The sequence below is a fragment of the Streptomyces sp. AK02-01A genome (assembly GCF_033795305.1).
Taxonomy (GTDB): domain Bacteria; phylum Actinomycetota; class Actinomycetes; order Streptomycetales; family Streptomycetaceae; genus Streptomyces.
Genome location: NZ_JARBAE010000034.1, coordinates 57902 through 79377, shown reverse-complemented (window position 1 = coordinate 79377; position 21476 = coordinate 57902). Strand labels below are relative to the sequence as shown.

The window sequence follows — 21476 nt, the reverse complement described above, 5'->3', positions numbered from 1 at the left end:
CGACAGAACCCCTCGACAAGGTTCATCGTCCCAGCTCAGAAGGCACTTTCGCGTTACCGCACAGAACCCGACCCCACACCAAGTGAAACGGCGAGGCTAACGGCCGGCCCGGCCTTTATGTGACCGTGCTGGATGGTGTCCCAGCTGTCCGACTGTCCAGTTAGAGCGCTGACCTGCGACAACGACCCGGACAGCCAAAAACGGCAGCTGTCCGGGCTGTCCGGTTACAGACGGCTGCAACACCCCCGGATATTGCAGCCCGGTGGCGAAGCCACCCCGGAAGCTAGCAGGCGCCGGAGGTGACTTCCGCGTTACGGGTCTCTCTACCTCATCAAGACGCCAGGCTCTGGCTGCGTCCGCACTCCTGCCTTCAACCCGCTCAGCGCTGCCGCCACCGACGCGGCGTCCGCCAGCGGATAGGCCCAAGAGCATGAGACGAGGACCAAGCCCACGGCTTCAAGACATGCCTCCGGCCTGGGCGCTCAGACTCCGAGATAGATGGGGCGCCGTTCGCGAGTGCCGGCGGATTCGTGGCGAGCGTAGTTGGCTTCCATCCCGACCACCTTCGACCCAGGCAGAGCCGAGCAGTCGCGGCCCAGGGCGTCAAGGTCGTTCGTACAGTGGCGCGCTCCACCTTGACGCCCTGAACCACGCCCGCTCCACGGTGTGTGGATCGAAGAACGGACGGGATGGAAGCTGGGGTGAGGAGTAGTTGACGTTTTAGCGCCAAGTGCGGGTGACATCCACAAAAATTAGAGCGCTGTGTAACCGCCCGAGCTACCCTAACTGTCACAACTGGTGAATAAGAACGGGGAACAAGATGCGAGCCCGCAGCACGTGGCAGCGCTTCTCATTTAGCACGAAAGATGCCATCGAACGCGCACTATATTCGAGCGGAATGCCGGAGGAGACCCTCGCATTGTACTCGCGGTGGTGGCAGTTGGAAACATACCTGCGATCCCTGACCTATGTGGAGCTCCGCGCAAAGTACGGTATCCATTGGACGAATCAAATAGGCCAAGGGGCGACAAGCCGTAGAGAGAAGGATGAATCGCGCAGCTATATGGCTACTGCCGACTGGGAAGACCCTCTGAGCTATTTGGACGTGGGAAAATTATTTCCGATACTAGAGGCCAACTGGGACTTGGTTGAGCCTTCGCTCATAAATAAAGAAGCTCTCATGGCTCGCACATCGGAGCTCCTTGCCATACGTCATCGCCTGGGGCATCTACGCCGCCCCCATCGGGACGACTTGAGTCGTCTGGAGCAAACACTTCGAGATCTAGAGAAAGGCGCTTTTACAGCATACGCATCCTACAATCGCGAGTTTGGTGCGCCCGGCGATTTGAATGACCCTGTCGTGGCCGCATGGGTTCGCGAGGAACATCCGACAGCACAGCGGCTCATTCGGCACGCTGATCGCCAATACGACGTCATTTTCCGCTTGTCTTACACGATTCGACCTTACGCCGAGGCTCTGCAACATGGCGCTCCCATCACGGGCTCTGAAGGACTGCTTTGGAAGGCCACCTTCCATCTCCGCGGGCAAGAGGTCCGTCCTTCTGCGCTTTGGCGTGAGAGCTACCTAGACAGAAATGCCCGTCAGCTGCTCGTTCACATGCTGCTGGACCACGGAACCGTAGCTTTCACCTTCCCTGCCGTCGATGATGGGAATCGTGTAGCTGATGCAATCGGAGATGCATTTGACGCAGTTCTCCTCAACGTACGTCCACGGCGGGGTTCTACGGAACGAGAATTGAGTGAGTCGCCGATGCGCAGTATCCATCTAGATCCACGAATCCAAAAGGACTCCGGATGGACAACTGTTGATGACTCCACAGTTCCAATCAGCCTGTTTGGTGCGTGAAGAATCGCCCCACGGCGCAAAGCGGTCCTATTGCAATCCGGTGCAGATCCGCGGGTCGGAGCCTGCCCGGCGCCGGGCCTGTTCCGCTGACATCCAACGCTGACATCAACGACCCCGGGCGGCGGTAACACTCGGCAGCCACATGCGGCACCGGTGCGTGAGGTGGGCTTAGAACAGGGTGGGACCACGACCGCTCCACGGTATGTGGATCGAAGGCGGACGGGATGGAAGCTGGGGAGAGGTTGGAGGGCCGCTCCCGTATTTTCCTGGATTCTCATCCCGCCACTCCCGATCACACTTTAACCTGGCTGCATGGCAAAAGAAGAAGGTGCGCGGTAAATAGTCATCAGTAATTGAAGTGGCTGCCTAACGCAGACAGAGAGCATGAGGATAGAGAAGTGGCTGACCCTACCGAGATGATGCTGGCCGACCTCTCACAGAAGTACGCAGACATGAAAGTTTCGAACGCGTTCCTGCGACTTTATGTGAGTGAGGCTCGCTTCGGTCGCGCTTTCGCTAGCATTCATGAGCGATTGAACGGACATTTCGAATCCATAAACGACAGGGCGGAGACTACTGGCCATTACTGGGCCGAGCAGAGCAGGGAAATGCTCGCACTGGCCAAGGAAGTGAATAACTTTCTCCAGTCTCTGACTCATGCTGGCGTGAAGGTGCACCTCGCAGAGTCCTACACAGCCGCTATAAAGAGCTGCCGGTCATGGCTGGTAGGTAGTGGGGGCAGCGCCATTCCAGATGACTTTGAGCAGATTGAACTTATTGAGTACGAGCCCGTTTTGTCTCGTCCGGATACTGAGATTAGACTGAAGAAGTCTAGAGAACACAATCAGTTGCAGCTAATCGGCGAGGGGTCATACGCGAAGGTCTTCTCATTTGTTGACCCCGACTACGGAATTAAATTCGCGGTCAAGCGCGCGAATAAGGACTTGGGAGTCCGCGACCTTTATCGATTCCGGCAAGAGTTCGACATTCTCAAGCGCTTGAGTTTCCCGTACATTGTCGAGGTATTTCAGTACGATGAAACTCGCCACGAATACAAAATGGAATTTTGCGAATCTACGCTTCGGAACTACATCAAGAAGCGCAACAGCAGGTTGCAATTTTCGTCACGGAAGAGAATTGCGCTGCAGTTCTTGTACGGCATCAATTACATTCACAGTGAAGGTCTGCTCCATCGTGACGTAAGTCTTCAGAACGTTCTGGTGAAGACCTTCGACGGTGGGGCCGTCCTCGTGAAGCTCTCGGACTTCGGTCTCGCCAAAGACAGGAACTCCGAATACACCCGAACGAAGACGGAGATGCGCGGAACAATTCGGGACCCTCTTCTGGCCAGCTTTAAGGAGTATGACGTATGCAATGAAATCTATTCGATCGGATGCGTGCTTTCCTATATCTTTAGCGGTAGGGAGGCTCTCATGTCCCAAAAAGATTCTCCGAGTCAGATCGTGCGAAAATGTACGGCACATGATGTTTCTCATAGGTACCAGAGCGTGCTTGAACTAATTGGAGACGTTGAGAGACTGGAAGCGACTCCGACCCCTACGGACGCGCCGGCTTGACGTCTGACGCCACTCAACGCATACGACGACCTGTAACCGGAGCTCCGCGGCCTCTGGAATCTCCAACTGCTGGGGTTACAGCGGTTACAGATCCCTAGAGGCCTGCGGCCACAACTCCGCGTGCAAGGCACACTGAGTGTCTAACTGCGTGACAAAGGCGACGGACAGCCTCGGACGCCAGCGAACTGTCAGCGCAGGTGACGGAAGCATCGCCCCGAGGACCACCCCAAGTTGCATCGGGGCGAAGATGTCTGCGGCCGTGGTTCGGGGGTGGAAAGCTGTCATCCCGTCTGCCGCGTCTCAGAGCAAGGCGTAGCAGACCAGCCGTCAGGGACCCTGCTGCCTCAACTGTGGGACGACGGCAGACAGAATGACAGCGGGCGCATGCTGTAGCTAAGGCAGTCAACGACGCAAGGTCCGGTCATGGCTTGAGTGCAGACACCGCCACGTTGAGGGCGAGCCGCGAGTTGTGCAGATCTAATGACGATCAATCGAAGATCTGGCATGATTCTCATCAATGAAAAATCTCCACGCTGGGGGCGGATAGTGGCCTGCAAGTCTGGACGTCCGACACTCAGCGACGATGCTGATAGGGCTCTCTTTGCCGAATCGGCTGGCACCTGCCTGCTTTGCAACACCACACTTTTCCCTAAAGATCCCAAGCGCAAGCGATCCATCCCAATCGCCGAACGCGCCCACATCATCGCCCACAGCGACGATGGCCCGCGTGCTGACGCAACGGTTTCACAAAAGTTGCGCGACGCCCCATCCAACATCATCCTCCTTTGCCCAACTTGTCACACAAAGGTAGATAAGGCCCCCGAGGGATATCCCACGGAGGATCTACTCAAGGCCAAGAAGAACCGAGCTCAAGCTATATCTCAAATTGGAGGAACGTCTTCTTTTTCCAGCCGCGCAGAGGCCCGAAGGGCCGTGGAGCGCCTGTTGATGCGCAATCGAATCGCGTTTCGCGAGAATGGCCCCGACCCGGAGACCGGAGCAGTGGCATCACGGGAGCAAGCCGAAGCTTGGACGGATTGCGTCCTCCGTGAGATCGTCCCTAATAATCGACTCGTAGAAGCCATCGTGGACGTCAACGCGGAACTGACCGCACCGGGAGAAAAGGAAACCGCGGAACTCCTCCGACAGCACACCAATGCACTCGAACGGAAACACCAGGGTGAGCCCGTCATTGCACCCGCCCCACGCTTCCCTCAAGACACAGTGGAACTTTTCGCCGGAGGAGTATGAATGCCACTCAACTACCTAACCGACTGGTTCGTCCCCAAAATCTCGGATCATGGTGACGTTGCTTCAGCTTCCCGCTCTACATCCAGCCTCGTTAAGGTCGAACGAAGGAACGGAACAAACGTAACCATCGCTCCGGTCTCCGTGCTAACTCTAACCGAAGCCCATGTGAATGAAATCCTCGCCCAAGGCGATGCCACAATCATCTGCCTAGTACCGAAAGCCGCACACTACCTATGGTCAGCGAGAAATAGGGCTCAGGATCTAGGCTCTGACGTGCAGACAATGAATGAAGTGTTTTGGGCCATGGGAGAGAAGGATGTCCAGGGATTCCTATCCAAGAATGTTTCCTATGCCAGACGGGCGTTGGGTCAGCACTCCCACGTCCAGCGCGTCGAAATGATCTGCGAGGCGTCAATGCGCCTCGTACGTCATGGCGGCATGCCTGACATTCGGGTTTCAATCGACTACGGCTACGAGTTCGGCGAGGAGACTCTGATGCAATCGCTTGAGCGCCACCCTCTGACTGACGTCGTTCTGAATTCTAACCCCAACGGGAGATTCACCTCCGCAGCATTGGCCCATGCCGAAAATGCCGGAGTGAGACTTCACAGCATGAGCTCGCTCATGGGAACGCTAAGTAGTCCATAATGCCAGAATCTCCGCCATGGCTTGCAAGGCTCCTAGGTGAGACCACTTCTGAATTCCTGAAACCCACACATTGCATCGATCTCTACCTATTCGGATCTGTTGTACGAACGGATGGCGGCCAACTCGGCGACGTGGACATTTTGGTGGTCTACGAAGAAAGCTCCCTGACATTCGCCCACGCGTTCTGCAATCACCTCAGATCACTAACGACTCACCCCCCGCTAGATGTCATAGCGCTTAGTCGGCAAGAGGAAATAGAAACTTATTTCGTTGCAACAGTTGGGGCAAAAAAGATCTGGCCACCCCTCTGAGGCTGCATTCACGCTGTAGGACCCAGTCGGTGTGCAAGAGCGCAGCCCGGCGAACAGGTCGGCATCAGCTGGGTCGTCGAGGTGGGCACCCCACCGCTTCTCCGCGTCCTCCAACTCCACATCGGGACAGCCGAGACATCCCAGAGCCGTCATGGCTTCGACCACAAGGGGAAGGTCCGCGGACCCCGAGCTGTAGCCGGCGCTTCGGCCGACGAGGTGCTCGAAGCCGAGCAAGTCCCAGCCGCCTACAGCCGTCCGCCACAGCACCTTGGGCCCGAGGGGAACGACGTACGAGTTGATCGCCGCCTCGCGCTGCTGCGTCCATGCCTCCGCGTGATCCCGCCGCATCCCTTTGACGAAGTTCCGGCCGCGCGCGGTGTCCAACATGACAGCGATCTGGCTACTGAATCCGGAGCTCACGGGCGCAGCTCGGTTAATAGAGCCAGTGTGCTCGCGCACTGCCGCAAGAACGTGTTCGGGGAGGCTATCCCAGTTCTGTCTTCTCGACACGGCGCAAGGCTATATGGGCGCGAGCAGGACCCGGCGAACGTTCCCGGTCACAGCACTAGATCAAGGCCTCCGCGCAGGCCGCCTGGATCCTCACTGCGGGGCACGTGGCCCTGGCGAACCTGCGGCCACCGGCAAGACGCCCGACGAGGCTCAGCGCCAGGCCGCGTGGGGCAACCTGCTGGACTCGGAGAAGCAGGGCCTGCGGCAGGCGATGTGGATGCACGGCTGCGCTGATGATGCCACCCCGTAGACCAGTACCTAAGTAGTAACCTGCGAGCAGGTTCAGGCTCGGACGCTGGGGGACAGCACGTGATCGTTCGGACCATTGCGCCGGAGGGAATGCCGCGGCCCACCGGGGAGGATGGCCATGTTCTTCTTGAACTGGTCTGGCAGCACTTCTCCGACTCCCTTCGCTGGCCGACCTTCGATTACGTCGATCGGAAGCTGTATGCCAGGGGCCTGAAGTTCGAAGAGGCCGTGCAACAACTGTGCCCTGGACTGCTGCGGGGCGTAGACGCCGACCTGAGGCGGCTGCCGCAAGGCACGACGGAGCTGTCTCTGACGGTCGCTGGCGCTGCGAACTGCGCCAACACTCATATTCCTATCAACGGCGTCCTCGTCATGGTGCGGACAGCGGCCTGTATCGAGCCCCACTATCAGCCCATCGAGCCTGGTGCGCTGCCAGAACTGCGGCCCGACGACCTGGCGCCTCCAGTGGATGACGTCCATCTGGCGTTGATGACCAAGAAGAGCAGATTCGTTAGCTTCGCGCTCGCGCTGCATGAGCCCTGCTTTCGGGGTGGCGGCCACAACCTAGACGATCTCGACTGGACGCTGCGCTACGACCGGGACATTCGGCCGTTCGCTGGCGTGAACCAACTCGATAAGTACTGGCGCATCCGCGAGCAGGTGCTGGGACCGGCGCGGACTGAGGCTGACAACACGCCCTTCGGACAAAGCCCGGAGTCCACTTTCGCTCTGAGCCCTACAGCCGTCCCGGTCGTCGGATTAGACGGCGAGCAGTCGACGGAAGCCATGGAGGTCACCTGCATACTGCATCCGCTGATCGCGGAGGTCGCCGCCGAGCGGTACAACGGAGGCTTCTACTACGACGCGGTCAGGAGTGCCCTGCAGGCGGTGGAGCACCGCGTGCAGAACCTGGTCGGCACCACCGAGGTCGGTGAGAGGCTGATGGGCATCGCCTTCGGCAACAAGCCGGGTCCCCCGAAGATCACCGCGACCCGGTCCACGGGAGGTTCGCTGGAGAGTGAGCAGAACGGCATGCAGTTTCTGTTCAAGGGCGCGATGGGAGCGCTGCGTAACCCTCGCATGCACGGCCCGGACGAAAGGGACGCCCGCGACGAGGCCGACGAGATGCTGGCCTTCGCCAGCTTCCTAATGCGACGCCTCGACATCGAGGACGAGCAGCGTATAGCCGCCTCCGCCGAGTGAGTGTCTAACTGCGTGACAACCCCCACGAACACCAGCGCACAACCGCGAACGCCTGCGGACCATCAGCGCAGGTGAGGATCAAACCAGCCCAATGCCGTGTCCCCCCACGCAAGTTGCTTCGGGACGAAGACGTCCTGGGTCAGGTCACCGCGGTAGCCGGTGAAGGCCCCTGGGTCATACCACTGGTGCACCTTCGTCGGCTGTCAGGAGGCTGAATACGTCTGGCACGCAGCGCTCAACCGGTCGTTTCGGTGATGTCAGATCTGGGCCGCACTTGGGTACAGCTCGTCTGTCCCGGGGCGTTGGCCGACCAGTGAGGGCAGCCCAATGCAAGTCTTCAGGACGCGCTGGCTACCGCCTAGTTGTGAGGCCGACGCGGGGCAGAGACGTGCGCCCTCCGTATTTGCCCAGGTAGCAAGCAGATGGCTGCGCAGCTGTAAAGCCGCTCCCGAGGACTGCGCTCGTGGAGTCGTTACCGGGGCGGCATGTCGGCTGCGGAGAGAGGGTGCACGGACAACCTCTGGCCAAGTGGACGGCCGATAGCCCATCTTTAAGCGTCGTCCGAGGTCAGGGGGCTGGGCGCTGACCAGACAAGCCGGTCTTGAAGGCCGCCCTCCTGCCTCTCAACGCCAGCCTCTTGGCGCCAGCCTTGAAGAAGTCCTCCCCGGGCTACGCTCCGGCGAGGATCACGCGCTGCTAGCTGGGGGACACATGTCATTGAACTTCGCGACTGACCCTGCTGAGACGCTGCGGAAAACCGGCAGGTCCGCAACTCGCGGACGCTGAATAGTGCCCACTACGGAGCTGCCACACCAATGAGCACACTCCCTATACCTGGGGCGCCTTCCTGGCCTTACTGCGCACAGGGTGCAGACCCTTCCAGTGACTCCGTTGGCTGCCGGGGTCTCCATGTGCCTGGTCACACCTCATGCCTCGCCCACCTGGCTGACACTGACCGGGACGCCTATCTGGGCACCCTGGGCCCGGGCGCCGACCTCGACCACCGCGGCACCCCCATCACCGGAGAGCTTCTGAACCGGATACTTGACGCCCTGCGTGACCCCACCACAGGGCGTCCCCGCTTCGGCACTGCCTGGTTCGAGTCAGCAACCTTCGAGGGCACGGCCCAGTTCGAGTCGGTGACCTTCGAGGGCGCAGTCATGTTCGAGTCGGCAGTATTCGAGGGCGTCGCCAGGTTCCAGTCAGCAACCTTCGGGGGCACCGCCAGGTTCCACTCGGCAACCTTCAAGGACACCGCCCAGTTCGGGTCGGTGATCTTCCATGGCGCCGCCGGGTTCCAGTCAGTGACCTTCGAAGGTGCCGTTGGATTCAAGTCGGTGGTATTCCATGACGACACCGAGTTCGAGTCGGCGACCTTCCAGGGCATGGCCCAGTTCGAATTGGTGACCTTCGAGGGCGACGCCGAGTTCGGGCGGACGACCTTCCAACGTGCCGCCCACTTCACATCGGCGACCTTCCGTAACACCAGTTGGTTCGCGTGGGCGACCTTCGCGGACACCGCCCGGTTCGCGTCGGTGACCTTCGAGGGCATCGCCCTGTTCAGCCAAGCGGCCTTCGAAAGCTCTGCCCTGTTCACGTCAGCAACCTTCCAGCTCACCGCGGGGTTCCTGTCGGTGACCTTCGGCGCCGCCGCCGGGTTCCAATCGGTGACCTTCGAGAGCTCTGCCCTGTTCATATCGGCGACCGTCCAGGGCGACGCTGACTTTCGGTGGGCGACCTTTCAGGACGAAGCCCGATTCGAGTCGGCGGCCATCCGCGGCGACGCCTTGCTCGATCAGGCGGTTTTCAAGCGCTCGGTCAGCCTCGGGCCGTTGGTGTGTGCCGGGCGGGTGGGGTTGTCCGGGGTGGTGTTCAGCGGCCCAGTAGCCCTCTCACTCGCTGCGCGTCGCCTGGAGTGTCGGCGGACCCGCTGGTCGTCGACGGCCGAGTTCCGTCTGCGCTACGCCACGGTGGACTTTGCCCACGCGGTCTTCGAATACCCCCTCACAATCGCCACGGAGGCCGAGCCTTTCGTGCTCACCGATGGACGGCCGGTGGCGGAAGAGGTCCTTGCCGGCGAACCCGACGCCGCGGTGCGGATGGCCTCACTGCGTGGGGTGGACGCAGCCCATCTGGTACTCGCCGACGTTGACCTGTCGGGGTGCCTGTTCACCGGGACCGTGCACCTGGACCAGTTGCGACTGGAGGGCACCTGCTTTTTCGACAAGGTGCCGCCCCGCACGCGATGGCGGCGCTGGCGTCCAATCCGGTTCACGCAGCGCCGCACCCTTGCCGAAGAACACCACTGGCGCGCGAGCCAGCCGAGCGCAGTCCCGGGCTGGAATGTGGCGGTGTTCGGCGCCGCACAGATCGGGCCCGCACAGCTGGCGCCGGTGTACCGGGCGCTGCGCAAAGCGTTCGAGGACGGTAAGAACGAGCCCGGAGCGGCGGATTTCTACTACGGCGAGATGGAGATGCGCCGCCGCGACCGCACCAACACCACCCGTGCCGAGCGTGGACTCCTGCACGCCTACTGGGGGCTGTCCGGCTATGGCCTGCGCGCCGTCCGCGCCCTGGGCTGGCTCGCTGCCGCCATGCTCATCACCATCGTCCTGCTGATGGGTTTCGGGATCCCCCAGGACTCGCCAAAGCAGGAAGCGACCGGCACTGTGCCACCCGGCGGAGGCAAGGTCACCTTCGAGATCGAGAAGGACGACCCACAGAACCCCACCGGGAACAGGCTCACCGACGACCGCTTCGAAAAGGCCCTGAACGTGACACTCAACTCAGTGGTGTTCCGCGCCAGCGGACAAGATCTAACCACCGCCGGCACCTACATCGAGATGACCTCGCGTCTCCTGGAACCGAGCCTCCTCGCCCTCGCCGTTCTGGCAGTCCGCGGGCGCATCAAACGCTGACCACCGACCCCCGCCACGGACGTTCGCCGACAAAGAGCCAACCAGGGAGGGAAAGACAAGCTCAGACCACACGGAACCGGTCCGCTGCAAAACTGCCGGTGGGGGCCGTCGGCGGCACCCGAAGCGGCTGCGGTCATGCTCGGTCAAAGACTCCCGTGGGCCATCTGTGGGCCAGGACGTCAACCGAAGGTGCCCAGATCGGTGTTCCTGCACGGCCGCGCACCGACCGAAGCGACACTCTCCGACCGATCTGGCTAGAGCTACCGGTCAGACGTTCGTTGTGCACGTCCACAGTCTCAACGGCAGTCTCGTCCGCCCCTGTTCGCAGCCGTTCAGCAGGGGGCTCTTGCACGGGGGAGCCACCGCCGCGCACGGCTGTGAACCCTGATGAACGGAGCCGTGCAGAGTTGGAAAGCGTGTTGGGGGCAACCCCTCACGAGTTCGAATCTCGTATCCTCCGCCATTGCTCTCACCGGGCAATACGAAGACGGCCCTGACCAGTTTCGACTGGTCAGGGCCGTCTTCGCGTTCCGGCCTGAGACCAGACACAGAGGGCATCCCGCGCGGCGATCCGGTGAGCCCCTCGTGATCTTCCGTCTCAGCCTCGTTCACCTGCGTTCAGCCCCGGGATCGAGCCAACCGCACTGGGGAGCTGGTGCCAGGTGCAGCACGAAGTCGCCACGTCGTCGCCGCCGCTCTGCAGCGGGTACGGAATAACGATCTGCAGTCGATTCCCCGGGCTCCACGAACAGCGGAAAAGACCTGCTGGTCACGCTCCATCAGCTCTTCAGCGAGATTGTGTTGCGAGCTTCTAGGAGCGAGTGAGGCGGCGGGTGATACTGGTGATGACGGTGGTACCGAGTAACCAGCCTGAAAGGGAGCTGAGCCAGGCAATCCAGGCAGTGTTACCGACAGGGGTAAACGCCTTTTCCTGCCCGAGATCAAGAATGGGCAGGATGAGGTCGAGTGCGAAGATGACTGGTTGGAAGGCAGGGCCGCCGGATTGGGCTGGCCGCGGCGGCGTTGCGGAGAAAACAATGGCGGCAACAGTGGCGAGCGCCAGGAGCCACATGAGCGCGCGCCCCGGTCTGTAGCCGTACCCGACAGTGGCGTCTTCAACATAGCCCCACAGTCGGGCTGGCGCCCGCAAGCTGCGCCGCCGTCGTCGATGCCGTGCCAACAGCACTGCCCGGGCGTCGTCGTCATGGCCCAGTTGACGGTAGTGGGCGGCCAGCTGTTCATAAGGCTGAGGGTGGTAAGCCGTGCCACGGTGAAGCCAGGCCAGACGCTGGCTGGCGGGCAGCACTGGGTGGAGGGCTTGGTAGGTGAGTGCGGTCAGTGCGATCCGCGAGGGCCATGATTCCGCGGCATCGGTGATGGCAGCGATGTTGGCAGAACTCAGGTCGAGCGTTGTCGGTGGTGAGCTGAGGGACTCAAGATGTAACTCTCCGAGGGTGGCGCGGTGGAGGTCGACATTCGTTGCTCCCGAGAATGTCGTCCCGGTAAGTGAAAGAGTGCCCTTGACCTCGGCACGCCTAAGAACGATGTCCCCTGTGATGCGCGTCGCATCGTCCAGAGTGATATTTGCTTCCACACGGGCGCCAGGAGCTCGAAGCGCGTGCCGGCGGTAGGGGAGGAGTGTGCTGGCGGTGAGTTCTATCGATTCACCTATGACGGCTGCGAAGAGATTAATACCCCCCTCGACGGTCAGACCGTGAGCGTAGACACCACCACCGACGGTGAGTGTGGGAGCAGTGATGGCCCACCCAACGCTGCTACGTACGGCGGCATTGACCAGCCAGCATTGGCCGCCGATCGTTGCGCCAAAAAGATGGATACCCCCGTCCTCGACCAGCAGGTTGGTACAGCGGAGGTCCTGGACGAGGCGCAGGCCGTCGCCGCGAAACGCCGGACGCTCTTCCCCAGTCAGGCGGGCACGGGTGACCTCGATGGTGAAGGCCTGGGCTCCCCACAGGTTCACTCCGCCCGTCACGTGAGCGGAGTCCGCGTACAGACCGCCCTCGATGCGCAACTGCGGCCCGTTCACGGCATAGCCGGATCCGTAACCTGTGATGCGGGCGGCAGCCAGCCACAGGTCGCCCCTAACCTGCGCACCGAACAGTGACACCCCATGACTGACCAGTCGGGTGAGCGTCAGGTCACCATCCACTCGGAGCCGATCGGCGCTCAGCTGAGGCATGTGGCAGCCCGTGAAGTCCGCCGCACGCAGCGAGGCGTCAGCGAGCTCTACCGGCGCGTCGAAACGGCAATCGACCAAGGAGAAAGGGATCTCGACCGTCGCATATTGCAGCTGAAGGCACCCGGTTATGTGCGCACCGATCAGCTGCAGCTTTTGTGTCGCTGCCGAGCCTGGTGCAGGAGGCTGCAGCAATAGAGCGGCAACAACCTCGGCAGGGACTTCTTGGGGCACAGAGCTAGGGTCTTGCGCTGAGCCTTCGGGCGGGGGGGCAGCGAGATCGAGAAGCTCGCCGTCGCGTACTGCTTGCCACAAGCGCTGCGAGATCGGATTCCAATGGGCGGGGGGTGCGGTCACCCCGCCCATAGTGCCTGCCCGCGGCTGTCATGTGTACTGCCGGTCACGGTCTTTGGCGGTGCGAACCCGACAGCGCGAGTCTCGCCGTCGTCGGCGAGGATGCGCCTGAAACGGCAGACCAGTTGGCCCCGCGTCTCGGCTGATCGCTCTTGAACTGCTCAGAGTCCCGGCTGCTGCTGCCAGAAGCCTGCGGGGCGCGAACGGGCGGCCTCGCTCGCCCTTGGTGCATGGGCAGTCTGAACGACGGCGGCAGTATCGACTCCTGGAGCAACTACGCCGATCTCTACGAAGCTCTGCATGGTCGGTAGCCCGTAGGCATCCCGGGCGGGCTGGCAGGGAAAGCCTCGTCTCAGTTTCCGTCTCATTCATGGCCGTACATGGCCGTTCAGATGAGACCAGTGGCGCCGGCGGTTCTCACGGCTGACCAACCCTGAACGCAGGTGAACGGCCCCGCACACAGTCCAAGCAGCCATCAACAGACTTGGAAAGCGTGTTGGGGGCAACCCCTCACGAGTTCGAATCTCGTATCCTCCGCCATTGCTCTCACCGGGCAATACGTCGTAGGGTCCCGCCGCTTGCGGTGGGGCCCTACGACGTGTGTGGTCTCAGTTGCACAGAACAAACTGCCGGACTTCCACGGAGACCTCCGGCCGCCTCCACCGATGATCACGTCATTGGGCAACGACCACCCCAGATCTCCTCCAGAGCCTCGCCGCACCGACCACGACAGCGACAGTTTTCCCCCGCCCCTACCGCTGATCCGGACTGAGAGAACGGGCAACGGTCAAGCGGCAGCCACCGGAAGGCCATGGTCCACGGCGAGCCTCTGCGTGAAGGCGGCAACATCCTGTGGGCCGAGTGCCGCCATCGCCCACAGCGCACTGAGCCTTCGGCTGGAGGACCAGATGTTGGTCGTCGGCGGCTGGAACGGCAGGACGTCGATGCCCTTGGCGGCGAACGGTGCGGGGTCGAGGTAGGTCATGCCGCCGGTCCCGCACACGTACGCGCGGGCTCCGGTTACGGCGGAGAGATCGGCGAGCCGCTGGGAGCGTCCCGGGCGAGAGGGCAGATCGCTGCTGGTGAGGATCTGGCCCTGCCAGCCAAGCAGGTCCAGCAACAGGCGGGTTGAGGTTGCGGCAACGGCCGCGGTCCTGCCGGTGTCGAAGGTGTCCAGCACCTGGTCCAGGACCAGGGCGAGGGCTGGCCAGTGTGGGCTCGCTCCGTAGTGCTGCCGCAGCATCCCCGCGGTCTTCCGGCGAGCCCGGTCGGGATCGTCGATCAACGCGTCCCGGATGAGAGTCGACCGCCCGTGGGGAAGGCATGTAGGGATGGTGAGCCACTGCCGACGATCCGGTTCGTCGAGGGCACCAAGGCGGGCTCGGTGCTGGTAGTCGCGGCGGGTGAACTGCACGTCGTCCAGGACGATCCAGTAGTCCGCCGAGAACAGCTTGGCCAGTGTGGTCAGTCTTGGGAACAGATTGGGCTGGTGAATTGCGCACAGCCCGCCCGGCTCCGGCAGGTCAGGAAGCGATGAGACGGCTGGTGAAGCCGTCATGGATGAGGGATTCGTACGCTTCATGCACGTCCTCCGGGACCTCCTGCTCGATGGCGAATCCGAGCTTCGGATACTCGATGACCCGCTGGAGATCGCCGACGAGCATGTCCAGGACGAGCTTCTCGTCGCCGATGGACTTCACGTAGTCGTCGAACTCCAGCGGCTCCGACGCGCAGAGGATCTCGACGTCGGGCCACAGCTTGCGGGCGGTCGCGAACGACCGCCGTTCCATATAGGGCTTGGAGACCAGCAGCACCGTCGTCGGGGTGATGTCGGCGGCGGCGAGGACCTCACGGGAGAGAGTGATGTTCTGCCCGGTGTTGCCGGCGTCCGGTTCCAGCAGGATCGCCTCGGCGGGGACACCGAGGTCGATGGCGTGCTCGCGGAAGTGGACGGCCTCGCCGCGCGGGAAGACCTTGGCGGTGGTGGGGCTATTACCGCCGGTGAAGACCAGGGTCGGGAACAGCCCGGCGCGGTACAGCTCGGCGGAGTGGGTGGCGACGCCGAGGTCGTGGCTGCCCAGCCCGATCGCCACGTCGACGGGCCGCAGCTGATGGTGCATCTGGTGGTAGTGCCAGATAAGTGCGGCCCGGCGCCACTGCTCCTCGGTGATGGCCTGCTGGTTGTCGCTCACGCGTCTCTCCCTGGTCACCGTCGCCGGGGGCCGGTCGGCCCCTCGTTCATGGCCTTGATGCCCTCGATACTGCGCAGTTGATGCACGAGTCCGTACTGCGCGGCCGTGCGGGTGGCCTGATCGAGGACGCGGAGTCCATCATCCCGGGTCGCCGCGTCGGAGAGCAGGATGTGGCCATGGGCGGTGTCCAGCCGTACGCGTTGCATCGGTGAGTCGGTGGCCCCGCTGCTGCGGGCGATGTCGATGAAGTGCAGGGCCTGGGTGAGGTCGCCGGCGCCACGGCGGGCAAGGGCGAGTTTCTGGTGGGCCACCGACCAGTCGTCGGGTTCGGTGATGTCCTCGAAGTCGCGGGTCGCGGCCTGCATGACGCGGGTCGCGTAGTCGTGCCGGCCGTTCTTGCTCAGCGCGGTGCCCACCCACAGGCGGGCCCTGGCGCGATCCCGGCGGGAGAGCCGGTCGTCGACGGCGAGGGTTTCGTAGTGGCGGGCGGCGACCTCCAGCTTGCCGGACATTTCCGTGACCACCGCGAGGGAGAGGTCGAGCTGGGCGACACGACGCGGGATGTCGAGCTGGGTGAAGACCGCGCGAGCTCCGGCGTAGGAGTGCTGGGCGGAGAGTGGGCCGAGCACAGAGCCTTGCTCGGCAAGCCGGAGCTGCTTAGGCAGCGTGGGCCCCTGCCGAGAGTTCAGCAGGGGCCCACGGTGTAGCGAGCTGCGGAGGGCCGGGGCCTGTCCTCGATGAGCGGCATGCCGGCCGGCATCAGCTACCGTCTGCTGCCGGTCTGACGGCCCGGCCTCACCTCAGATGTCGGGTGAAGAACTGGGCCGCGGCGTCCCCCGCGAACTGCGGGACACCGGTGTGCCCGCCCATATGGGCGTGCAGGGACTTCTCCTTGGAGCCGAAGGCGTCGAAAAGGTCCAGGGCCGCCTGCCGGTCGTTCCCTTCGTCGTCCCACTGCAGCAGGACATGCAGCGGAATAGTGACCTGCCGGGCCTCCTCGAACATGGCGCGAGGCACGAAACTCCCGGCGAACAGACCGGCGGCCGAGATGCGAGGCTCGACCACCGCCAGCCGGATGCCGATGGAGATCACTCCCCCCGAGTACCCGACCGGGCCACCGATCTCGGGCAGCGAAAGGAGGGCGTCCAGGGCGGCCTGCCATTCCGGGACGGCCTTTTCGACCAACGGGAGGATGAGGGCGTCGACGATCTCGTCGCTGACCGGCTCGCCGGCCCCCATCGCCCGGCGCAGGTCAGAGCGGGCCTGCTCGGCGGCAGGCCAACGGGGCCGGTCGCCGCTTCCGGGGAGCTCGATGGTGGCCGTGGCGAAGCCCTCCGCCGCGGAGTGCAGGGCCCGGGCCACCAGTCGGGGGTACATCTTGCGCAGCCCGAGGGGAGGGTGGCCGAGCAGGATCAGCGGCACCGGTGCGGATGCGGATCCGGGTGTCCACAGGATGCCGGGGATCTCACCGAGGGTGAATTCGCGTTCGAGGACACCGTCGTCGAGACGCTGCTCGGAAGTGAAATGCATGGTCGTGCCTTTCGGGAGTGCTCAGAGCGGCGCTCCCGGACGACCTATCGCCCAACCATGACCCCGGAGGGGAGCACCCATGTCGATACTGCGTTCACGGGTACCACCTCCTCGATCTCTCGCACGGCCTCCGGAAAATAGCAGTGGTCGCCCTCGTCCGCCTAACGAGTTTTTGCGGAGTCTCCGTGGCCGGCGACTGGTCATCAGCACCTCGACTCAGCATCCGAATACGGCCGAGGCTCTCGGATGCCCCTTGACCTACTTGTCCTTGGGCAAGCCCGAAGCGAGCCGCGCGGCGCGAGCGGCTACTCCGGAGAGAGCGCTGCCCATTCGCGGTCGAGGATGGCGTGCACCACAGAGTCACGCCATCGACCGTTCTTGAGGATGTGCTCGCGGATGGTGCCCTCTTGCACCATGCCCGCAGCCGCCATGGTCCTTGCCGACGCCGTGTTGAGCGGAGACCGCGCTCCCCAGATTCGGTGCAGGTCCAAGTCCTCGAACCCGAGGCCCAGCAGGAGACGTACAGTCTCCAGCCCGTAACCGACACCCCATGCGTTCGGGTGCAGCGCGAAGCCGAAGGTGGCCGCGCGCTGCTGATGGGGATCGAGGGCGATCCGGCCGAACCCGATCAGCCCGTCCGTCTTCCGCTCCACGACCGCGAGCGCGTACTCACCGCGCGGCTCCGCCGCGGCCGACGCGATCGAGCGGACCACGATCTGTTCGACCTGCTCGTGCGTGCGTGGCTCGAACGACAAATGCTCGACCGCCTCGGCACTGCCGTAGATGGCGAACACGGCGGCAATGTCCTCGACAGTGAGTTCCCGGAGGCCGATTCGGGTGCTTGATCGCGTGACCGGGTACATGCTCCGGACTCTACCCGCGGGGCAGGGCCGGCCGATGGGCCGAGCCCGGATTGCGGCGGGTGGCACGGTTCTTACTGGCACCCTTACTTTGGCACAGTCTCGTCCGCAGTCTCGTTCACACCCGTACGCGGTCGTTCATCTGCCTGGCAGGCACGTCAGTGACCTGGCGAGTGGACGTGCACGAACCAGGATGAACACGGCCATGCAGAGTTGGAAAGCGTGTTGGAGGCAACCCCTCACGAGTTCGAATCTCATATTTTCCGCCATTGCTCTCACCGGGCAATACGTCGAAGGCCCTCGACGTTCGCAGTTGCAGCTTTAGCCTCACCGTTTCGCTTGGGTACGGCGGCTGTTGGGGCGGAAACGCGAAAGCGCCTTCCTGACCTGGGACGATGAACCTTGCTGGGGGGTTCTGTCGGTCCAGGCGGAGGGCACTTTCCAGCCTGCAGGCTATCGGGTTGCGCCCCAAGATCCAGGTCAGTGCGGATGGTTCGGGGGTGGTCGGTCATGCCGGGGCACGGTTACTGGCTGATCTCGCTGATGCCACCGGGCTGACCGCCGCGTACTCCACCGCGCTCAGGCCGCTTCGGCCGCGCGAGACCGGGCATGATCCGGGCCGGATCGCCACCGACCTGGCGGTGATGCCTGCCGACGGCGGTGAGGCCATCGTGGACCTGGCCGTACTTCGGGCCCAGGCAGGGGTGTTCGGTTCGGTCGCCTCGGCACCGACGACCTGGCGACTGCTCGCCGACACCGACGAGAAGACACCGGCTTCTCCGCGTCCGGCGCGTGCCCAAGCTCGGGAAGTCGCCTGGATGCAGGCCGCCGAGCAAGGCGAGGGCATACCCGCGGTCCGGGCCGTGGGACGCATTCTGCCCGGGCTGGTCCTGGACCTCGACGCCACGCTGATCACCCGCCACTCCGAGAAGGAGCAGGCCGCACCCACAACTACGTCGAAGCCCTGACATCAGCCCCAGTCCGAGAGGCAGGTCAGGGCGCTCCATCTGAGCAAGTCTCACCAAACTATTCACTGAGTACATGTACGTGGTGAATACTGCTGCCCATGAGCACCCGCCACATACTCCTTGGCCTGCTCGCCACCGGCCCGAGGCATGGCTACGACCTCAAGCGCCGGCACGACGAGCGCTTCCCGCAGGCCCGGCCACTTGCCTACGGGCAGGTCTACACGACGCTGCAGCGGCTGGTACGGGACGGGCTCGCCGAGATCGAGGAGACCAGTTCCGACGGCGGGCCGGAGCGGACGATGTACCGCCGCACGGACGCCGGAGCACATGAACTCGACGACTGGGCAAGGTCCGTCACACCGCCCGCACCGTTCGTCGCCAACGAAATCTTCGCGAAGGTCGTCGTCGCGATCCTGTCCGGCGGTGACCCGGCGGCCTATCTGGCGGCGCAGCGCGCCTCTCACATGCAGCGGATGCGGGAGCTCACGGCAGTGAAGTCCGCACCCGGCGCCGATCTCACCACCGTGCTCTCGGCGGACTACGCCCTCACCCACCTCAACGCCGATCTGCGCTGGATGACCACCACCGCCGACCGGCTCGACACCTTGACCACGGAGGTCGACGCAACGTGAACACCACCGAGTCCGCACCTCGACAACCTCTTCTCACCGCCAGGGACCTGCGCAAGACCTACGGCTCGACCCCCGCACTGAGCGGCGCGTCGGCAGAGCTCCACGCCGGCGAGATCCTCGCGCTGACGGGCCCCAGCGGCAGCGGCAAGTCCACCCTGCTGCACTGCGTGGCAGGGATCGTCCGCCCCGACCACGGGACGGTGATGTACCGCGACGAGCGCCTGGAGCACGCGCCCGAGGAGCGGCTCAGCGAGCTGCGGCGGACCGAGTTCGCGGTGGTGTTCCAGTTCGGGCAGCTGATCCCCGAGCTCACCGCGGTGGACAACGTCTCCCTGCCGCTGATCCTCAACGGAACAGACCGGCGCGCCGCCCAGGAGCAGGCACGCACGTGGCTGGAGCGGTTCGGGGTGCTGGGCCGCGCCGAGGCACGCCCCGGTGAACTCAGCGGTGGCCAGGCGCAACGCGTCGCACTGGCCCGCGCGCTGGTCACCGGCCCAAAGGCCGTGTTCGCCGACGAGCCGACAGGCGCCCTCGACTCCCTCGCGGGTGAGCAGGTGATGGCCGAGCTGACCTCGGCCGCACGAGAGTTGGGAGCGGCAGTGCTGCTGGTCACGCACGACGCCACGGTCGCCGCGTACGCCGACCGTGAGATCCGGCTGACGGACGGCCGCACGGCCGCACTGGAGGTGTCCGCGTGAGAGCGGATCTGCGGCTGGCCTGGCTGCTCACCAGTGGTTCGGACCGGCGTGAAGGGTGGCGGATCGGCCTCACCGCCGTCGGCGCGGCCGGCGTGGCCGCCTTCGGTGGGATGGCCGCCGCCGTGGCGTCCCTCCACGGACACGTCAGCCTTCCGGTCGCCCATGGTCTGCTGGACAACCCGGGGCAGCGCCGTGGTGTGCTCCTGGCGCTGCTGCTTCTGCTGATCCCCGGTCTCGGCTTCCTCGGGCAGTGCGCGCGGCTGGGTGCCGTGCACCGCGATCGCCGAATGGCCCGGCTGCGGCTGGCGGGCGCCGCTCCCGGGCGGGTGCGGCGGATCGCCGCGCTGGAGTCCGGGATCGCGTGCCTGGGAGGCTCCGTCGTGGGCACCGTGGCGGTGGCCGCGTGTGTGCTCGGCGCGGGCCGGCCTCCGGCTCGGCTGTGGTGGGTGGTGGCTGCCGTCATGATCGCGGTCCCGGCCGTGGGCGTGGCGGTGAGCCTGGCCGCCCTGCGCCAGGTGGTCGCCTCGCCTCTCGGCGAGGTGCGGCGATCGCCGCGCGGACAGGGCGGGGGCCGGGCCCTCGCCCTGGGCGTGATCCTCGTCGTGCTCGCCGTGACCGGCGGCATCCTCACGCTCGCGTACGGCCCCGCCGGGGTCATTGCCCCGGTCCTGTTCGGCGCGTTGCTCCTGGTCGGCGCGGGGGCTGTGTGGGTGAGCGGTGGCATGGCCCGGCTGACCGGACGCCGGTACGCGGCGCGCGCCGGGAGTCCTGCCTTGCTGATCGCTGCCGAGCGGCTGTCCGCCGATCCCTGGGCGGCGGCGCGCACTCATGCGGCCGTCCTGCTGGTGACTGTGGTGGGCACCGGCTTCATGGGCGTACGCGAGGCACTGCTCAAGGCGCTGAACCACCGCGAGTACGCCTCCACCGACCTGGACTTCTACACCGGCGGAATCGACCTGGCAGGCGCGGCGGTCCTGGTCGGCCTCCTCATCATCCTTGTCTCGGTCGCCGTGAGCGCCGCCGAGTCCGTGGCCGCCCGGCGCCAGGCACTTGCCCAGCAGGTCGCCGCGGGCGTGCCACGGAAGATTCTGAGCCGGGCGGTGCTCCTCGAAACCGCCCTGCCACTGGCACCTGCCCTGCTGGTCTCCGGTACCGGCGGGCTGGCCGTCGGCATCTGGTACGCCACGCTCACCGGACACGGGCTCACCGTGCCGTACTCGGCCCTGGCCGTCCCGCCCCTGATGCTCGCCGCCTGCCTGCTGGCCGCGGCCACCTCGCTGCCGCTGCTGCGCCGCTCGACACAGCCCACGGAGCTGAGGCACACATGACCAGTCGCCTGTGTGAGGACGTCATCCATTCTCCGAGGGCCCTCATGCCGGCCTGAAAGCCCGGGGCATCCGCGCAGGTCGAGCCTTGTCCTGCCAGTGTCCCGGCGGTTGCGGTCCCAGTTGCGTTCGCCTCCGTTCAACCGGGTACGAGCGGCCGAGATCGAACCCGCTCACCACAGTTCA

At 64.2% G+C, this 21476-nt stretch carries 16 protein-coding genes and 2 pseudogenes; 11 read left to right on the top strand and 7 right to left on the bottom strand.

Features of this window, described 5'->3' with window-relative positions; genetic code table 11:
* Positions 1–898: 898 nt before the first annotated feature.
* From PV679_RS26625 to PV679_RS36250, 5 genes are all read left to right on the top strand, one after another.
* Positions 899–1867, top strand: a complete 969-nt coding sequence (locus PV679_RS26625; protein ID WP_319682933.1) for a Swt1 family HEPN domain-containing protein — start codon at positions 899–901, stop codon at positions 1865–1867.
* Between the two features lie 398 nt (positions 1868–2265).
* A complete protein-coding gene (locus PV679_RS26620; RefSeq protein WP_319682932.1) occupies positions 2266–3444 on the top strand; it encodes a protein kinase family protein in 1179 nt (392 codons plus the stop codon).
* A 504-nt stretch (positions 3445–3948) separates the two neighbouring features.
* On the top strand, positions 3949–4695 hold the full coding sequence (locus PV679_RS26615; protein WP_319682931.1) for an HNH endonuclease: 747 nt from the start codon (positions 3949–3951) through the stop codon (positions 4693–4695).
* Entirely contained in the window at positions 4696–5343 is a 648-nt protein-coding gene (locus tag PV679_RS26610; protein WP_319682930.1) for a hypothetical protein, read from the top strand.
* On the top strand, positions 5343–5654 hold the full coding sequence (locus PV679_RS36250; RefSeq protein ID WP_416069805.1) for a nucleotidyltransferase domain-containing protein: 312 nt from the start codon (positions 5343–5345) through the stop codon (positions 5652–5654). The genes PV679_RS26610 and PV679_RS36250 overlap by 1 nt, the downstream gene beginning before the upstream one ends.
* Here PV679_RS36250 and PV679_RS26605 read toward each other — a convergent pair.
* Positions 5565–6041: a hypothetical protein gene (locus PV679_RS26605; RefSeq protein ID WP_319682929.1), complete on the bottom strand. Its 477-nt coding sequence runs from the start codon at positions 6039–6041 to the stop codon at positions 5565–5567. The genes PV679_RS36250 and PV679_RS26605 overlap by 90 nt on opposite strands.
* Positions 6042–6473: 432 nt before the next feature.
* On the opposite strand from PV679_RS26605, the gene PV679_RS26600 reads away from it, so the two are divergent.
* Both PV679_RS26600 and PV679_RS26595 read left to right on the top strand, forming a co-directional pair.
* Entirely contained in the window at positions 6474–7616 is a 1143-nt protein-coding gene (locus PV679_RS26600; protein ID WP_319682928.1) for a TIGR02391 family protein, read from the top strand.
* Between the two features lie 911 nt (positions 7617–8527).
* Positions 8528–10534 (top strand): pentapeptide repeat-containing protein, encoded by a 2007-nt coding sequence (locus tag PV679_RS26595; RefSeq protein WP_319682927.1) that lies wholly within the window; start codon positions 8528–8530, stop codon positions 10532–10534.
* Between the two features lie 811 nt (positions 10535–11345).
* Here PV679_RS26595 and PV679_RS26590 read toward each other — a convergent pair.
* The 6 genes and pseudogenes from PV679_RS26590 to PV679_RS26565 all read right to left on the bottom strand — a co-directional run bounded on the left by PV679_RS26590 (position 11346) and on the right by PV679_RS26565 (position 17670).
* Positions 11346–12965, bottom strand: coding sequence for a hypothetical protein (locus PV679_RS26590; protein ID WP_319682926.1), 1620 nt, complete (start codon positions 12963–12965; stop codon positions 11346–11348).
* A gap of 907 nt (positions 12966–13872) precedes the next feature.
* Complete coding sequence (locus PV679_RS26585) at positions 13873–14643, bottom strand: WbqC family protein (protein WP_319682925.1); 771 nt, start codon at positions 14641–14643, stop codon at positions 13873–13875.
* Entirely contained in the window at positions 14609–15277 is a 669-nt protein-coding gene (locus PV679_RS26580) for a YdcF family protein (protein ID WP_319682924.1), read from the bottom strand. Before PV679_RS26580 ends, PV679_RS26585 begins: the two co-directional genes overlap by 35 nt.
* A 14-nt stretch (positions 15278–15291) precedes the next feature.
* Positions 15292–15918 (bottom strand): annotated as a pseudogene (locus tag PV679_RS26575) (hypothetical protein); the annotation flags it as partial.
* 154 nt (positions 15919–16072) lie between these two features.
* Positions 16073–16807 carry an alpha/beta hydrolase gene (locus PV679_RS26570; RefSeq protein WP_319682923.1) on the bottom strand — a complete coding sequence of 245 codons (735 nt, stop codon included), beginning with the start codon at positions 16805–16807 and terminating at the stop codon, positions 16073–16075.
* A gap of 305 nt (positions 16808–17112) precedes the next feature.
* Positions 17113–17670, bottom strand: coding sequence for a GNAT family protein (locus tag PV679_RS26565; RefSeq protein ID WP_319682922.1), 558 nt, complete (start codon positions 17668–17670; stop codon positions 17113–17115).
* Positions 17671–18062: 392 nt separating this feature from the next.
* Here PV679_RS26565 and PV679_RS26560 point away from each other — a divergent pair.
* The 4 genes and pseudogenes from PV679_RS26560 to PV679_RS26545 all read left to right on the top strand — a co-directional run.
* Positions 18063–18617 (top strand): annotated as a pseudogene (locus tag PV679_RS26560) (transposase); the annotation flags it as partial.
* A 116-nt stretch (positions 18618–18733) separates the two neighbouring features.
* Entirely contained in the window at positions 18734–19267 is a 534-nt protein-coding gene (locus PV679_RS26555) for a PadR family transcriptional regulator (protein WP_319682921.1), read from the top strand.
* Entirely contained in the window at positions 19264–19965 is a 702-nt protein-coding gene (locus PV679_RS26550; RefSeq protein ID WP_319682920.1) for an ABC transporter ATP-binding protein, read from the top strand. The genes PV679_RS26555 and PV679_RS26550 overlap by 4 nt, the downstream gene beginning before the upstream one ends.
* A complete protein-coding gene (locus PV679_RS26545) occupies positions 19962–21293 on the top strand; it encodes an ABC transporter permease (protein WP_319682919.1) in 1332 nt (443 codons plus the stop codon). Before PV679_RS26550 ends, PV679_RS26545 begins: the two co-directional genes overlap by 4 nt.
* Positions 21294–21476: the final 183 nt, after the last annotated feature.

What these genes read in the sequence shown, in the direction of transcription:
- PV679_RS26625 (WP_319682933.1), top strand. Translation starts at nt 899, where the DNA reads ATGCCGGAGGAGACCCTCGCATTGTACTCGCGGTGGTGGCAGTTGGAA.
- PV679_RS26615 (WP_319682931.1), top strand. Translation starts at nt 3,949, where the DNA reads ATGATTCTCATCAATGAAAAATCTCCACGCTGGGGGCGGATAGTGGCC.
- PV679_RS26610 (WP_319682930.1), top strand. Translation starts at nt 4,696, where the DNA reads ATGCCACTCAACTACCTAACCGACTGGTTCGTCCCCAAAATCTCGGAT.
- PV679_RS36250 (WP_416069805.1), top strand. Translation starts at nt 5,343, where the DNA reads ATGCCAGAATCTCCGCCATGGCTTGCAAGGCTCCTAGGTGAGACCACT.
- PV679_RS26605 (WP_319682929.1), bottom strand. Translation starts at nt 6,041, where the DNA reads ATGTTGGACACCGCGCGCGGCCGGAACTTCGTCAAAGGGATGCGGCGG.
- PV679_RS26585 (WP_319682925.1), bottom strand. Translation starts at nt 14,643, where the DNA reads ATGACGGCTTCACCAGCCGTCTCATCGCTTCCTGACCTGCCGGAGCCG.
- PV679_RS26570 (WP_319682923.1), bottom strand. Translation starts at nt 16,807, where the DNA reads ATGCATTTCACTTCCGAGCAGCGTCTCGACGACGGTGTCCTCGAACGC.
- PV679_RS26565 (WP_319682922.1), bottom strand. Translation starts at nt 17,670, where the DNA reads ATGTACCCGGTCACGCGATCAAGCACCCGAATCGGCCTCCGGGAACTC.
- PV679_RS26555 (WP_319682921.1), top strand. Translation starts at nt 18,734, where the DNA reads ATGAGCACCCGCCACATACTCCTTGGCCTGCTCGCCACCGGCCCGAGG.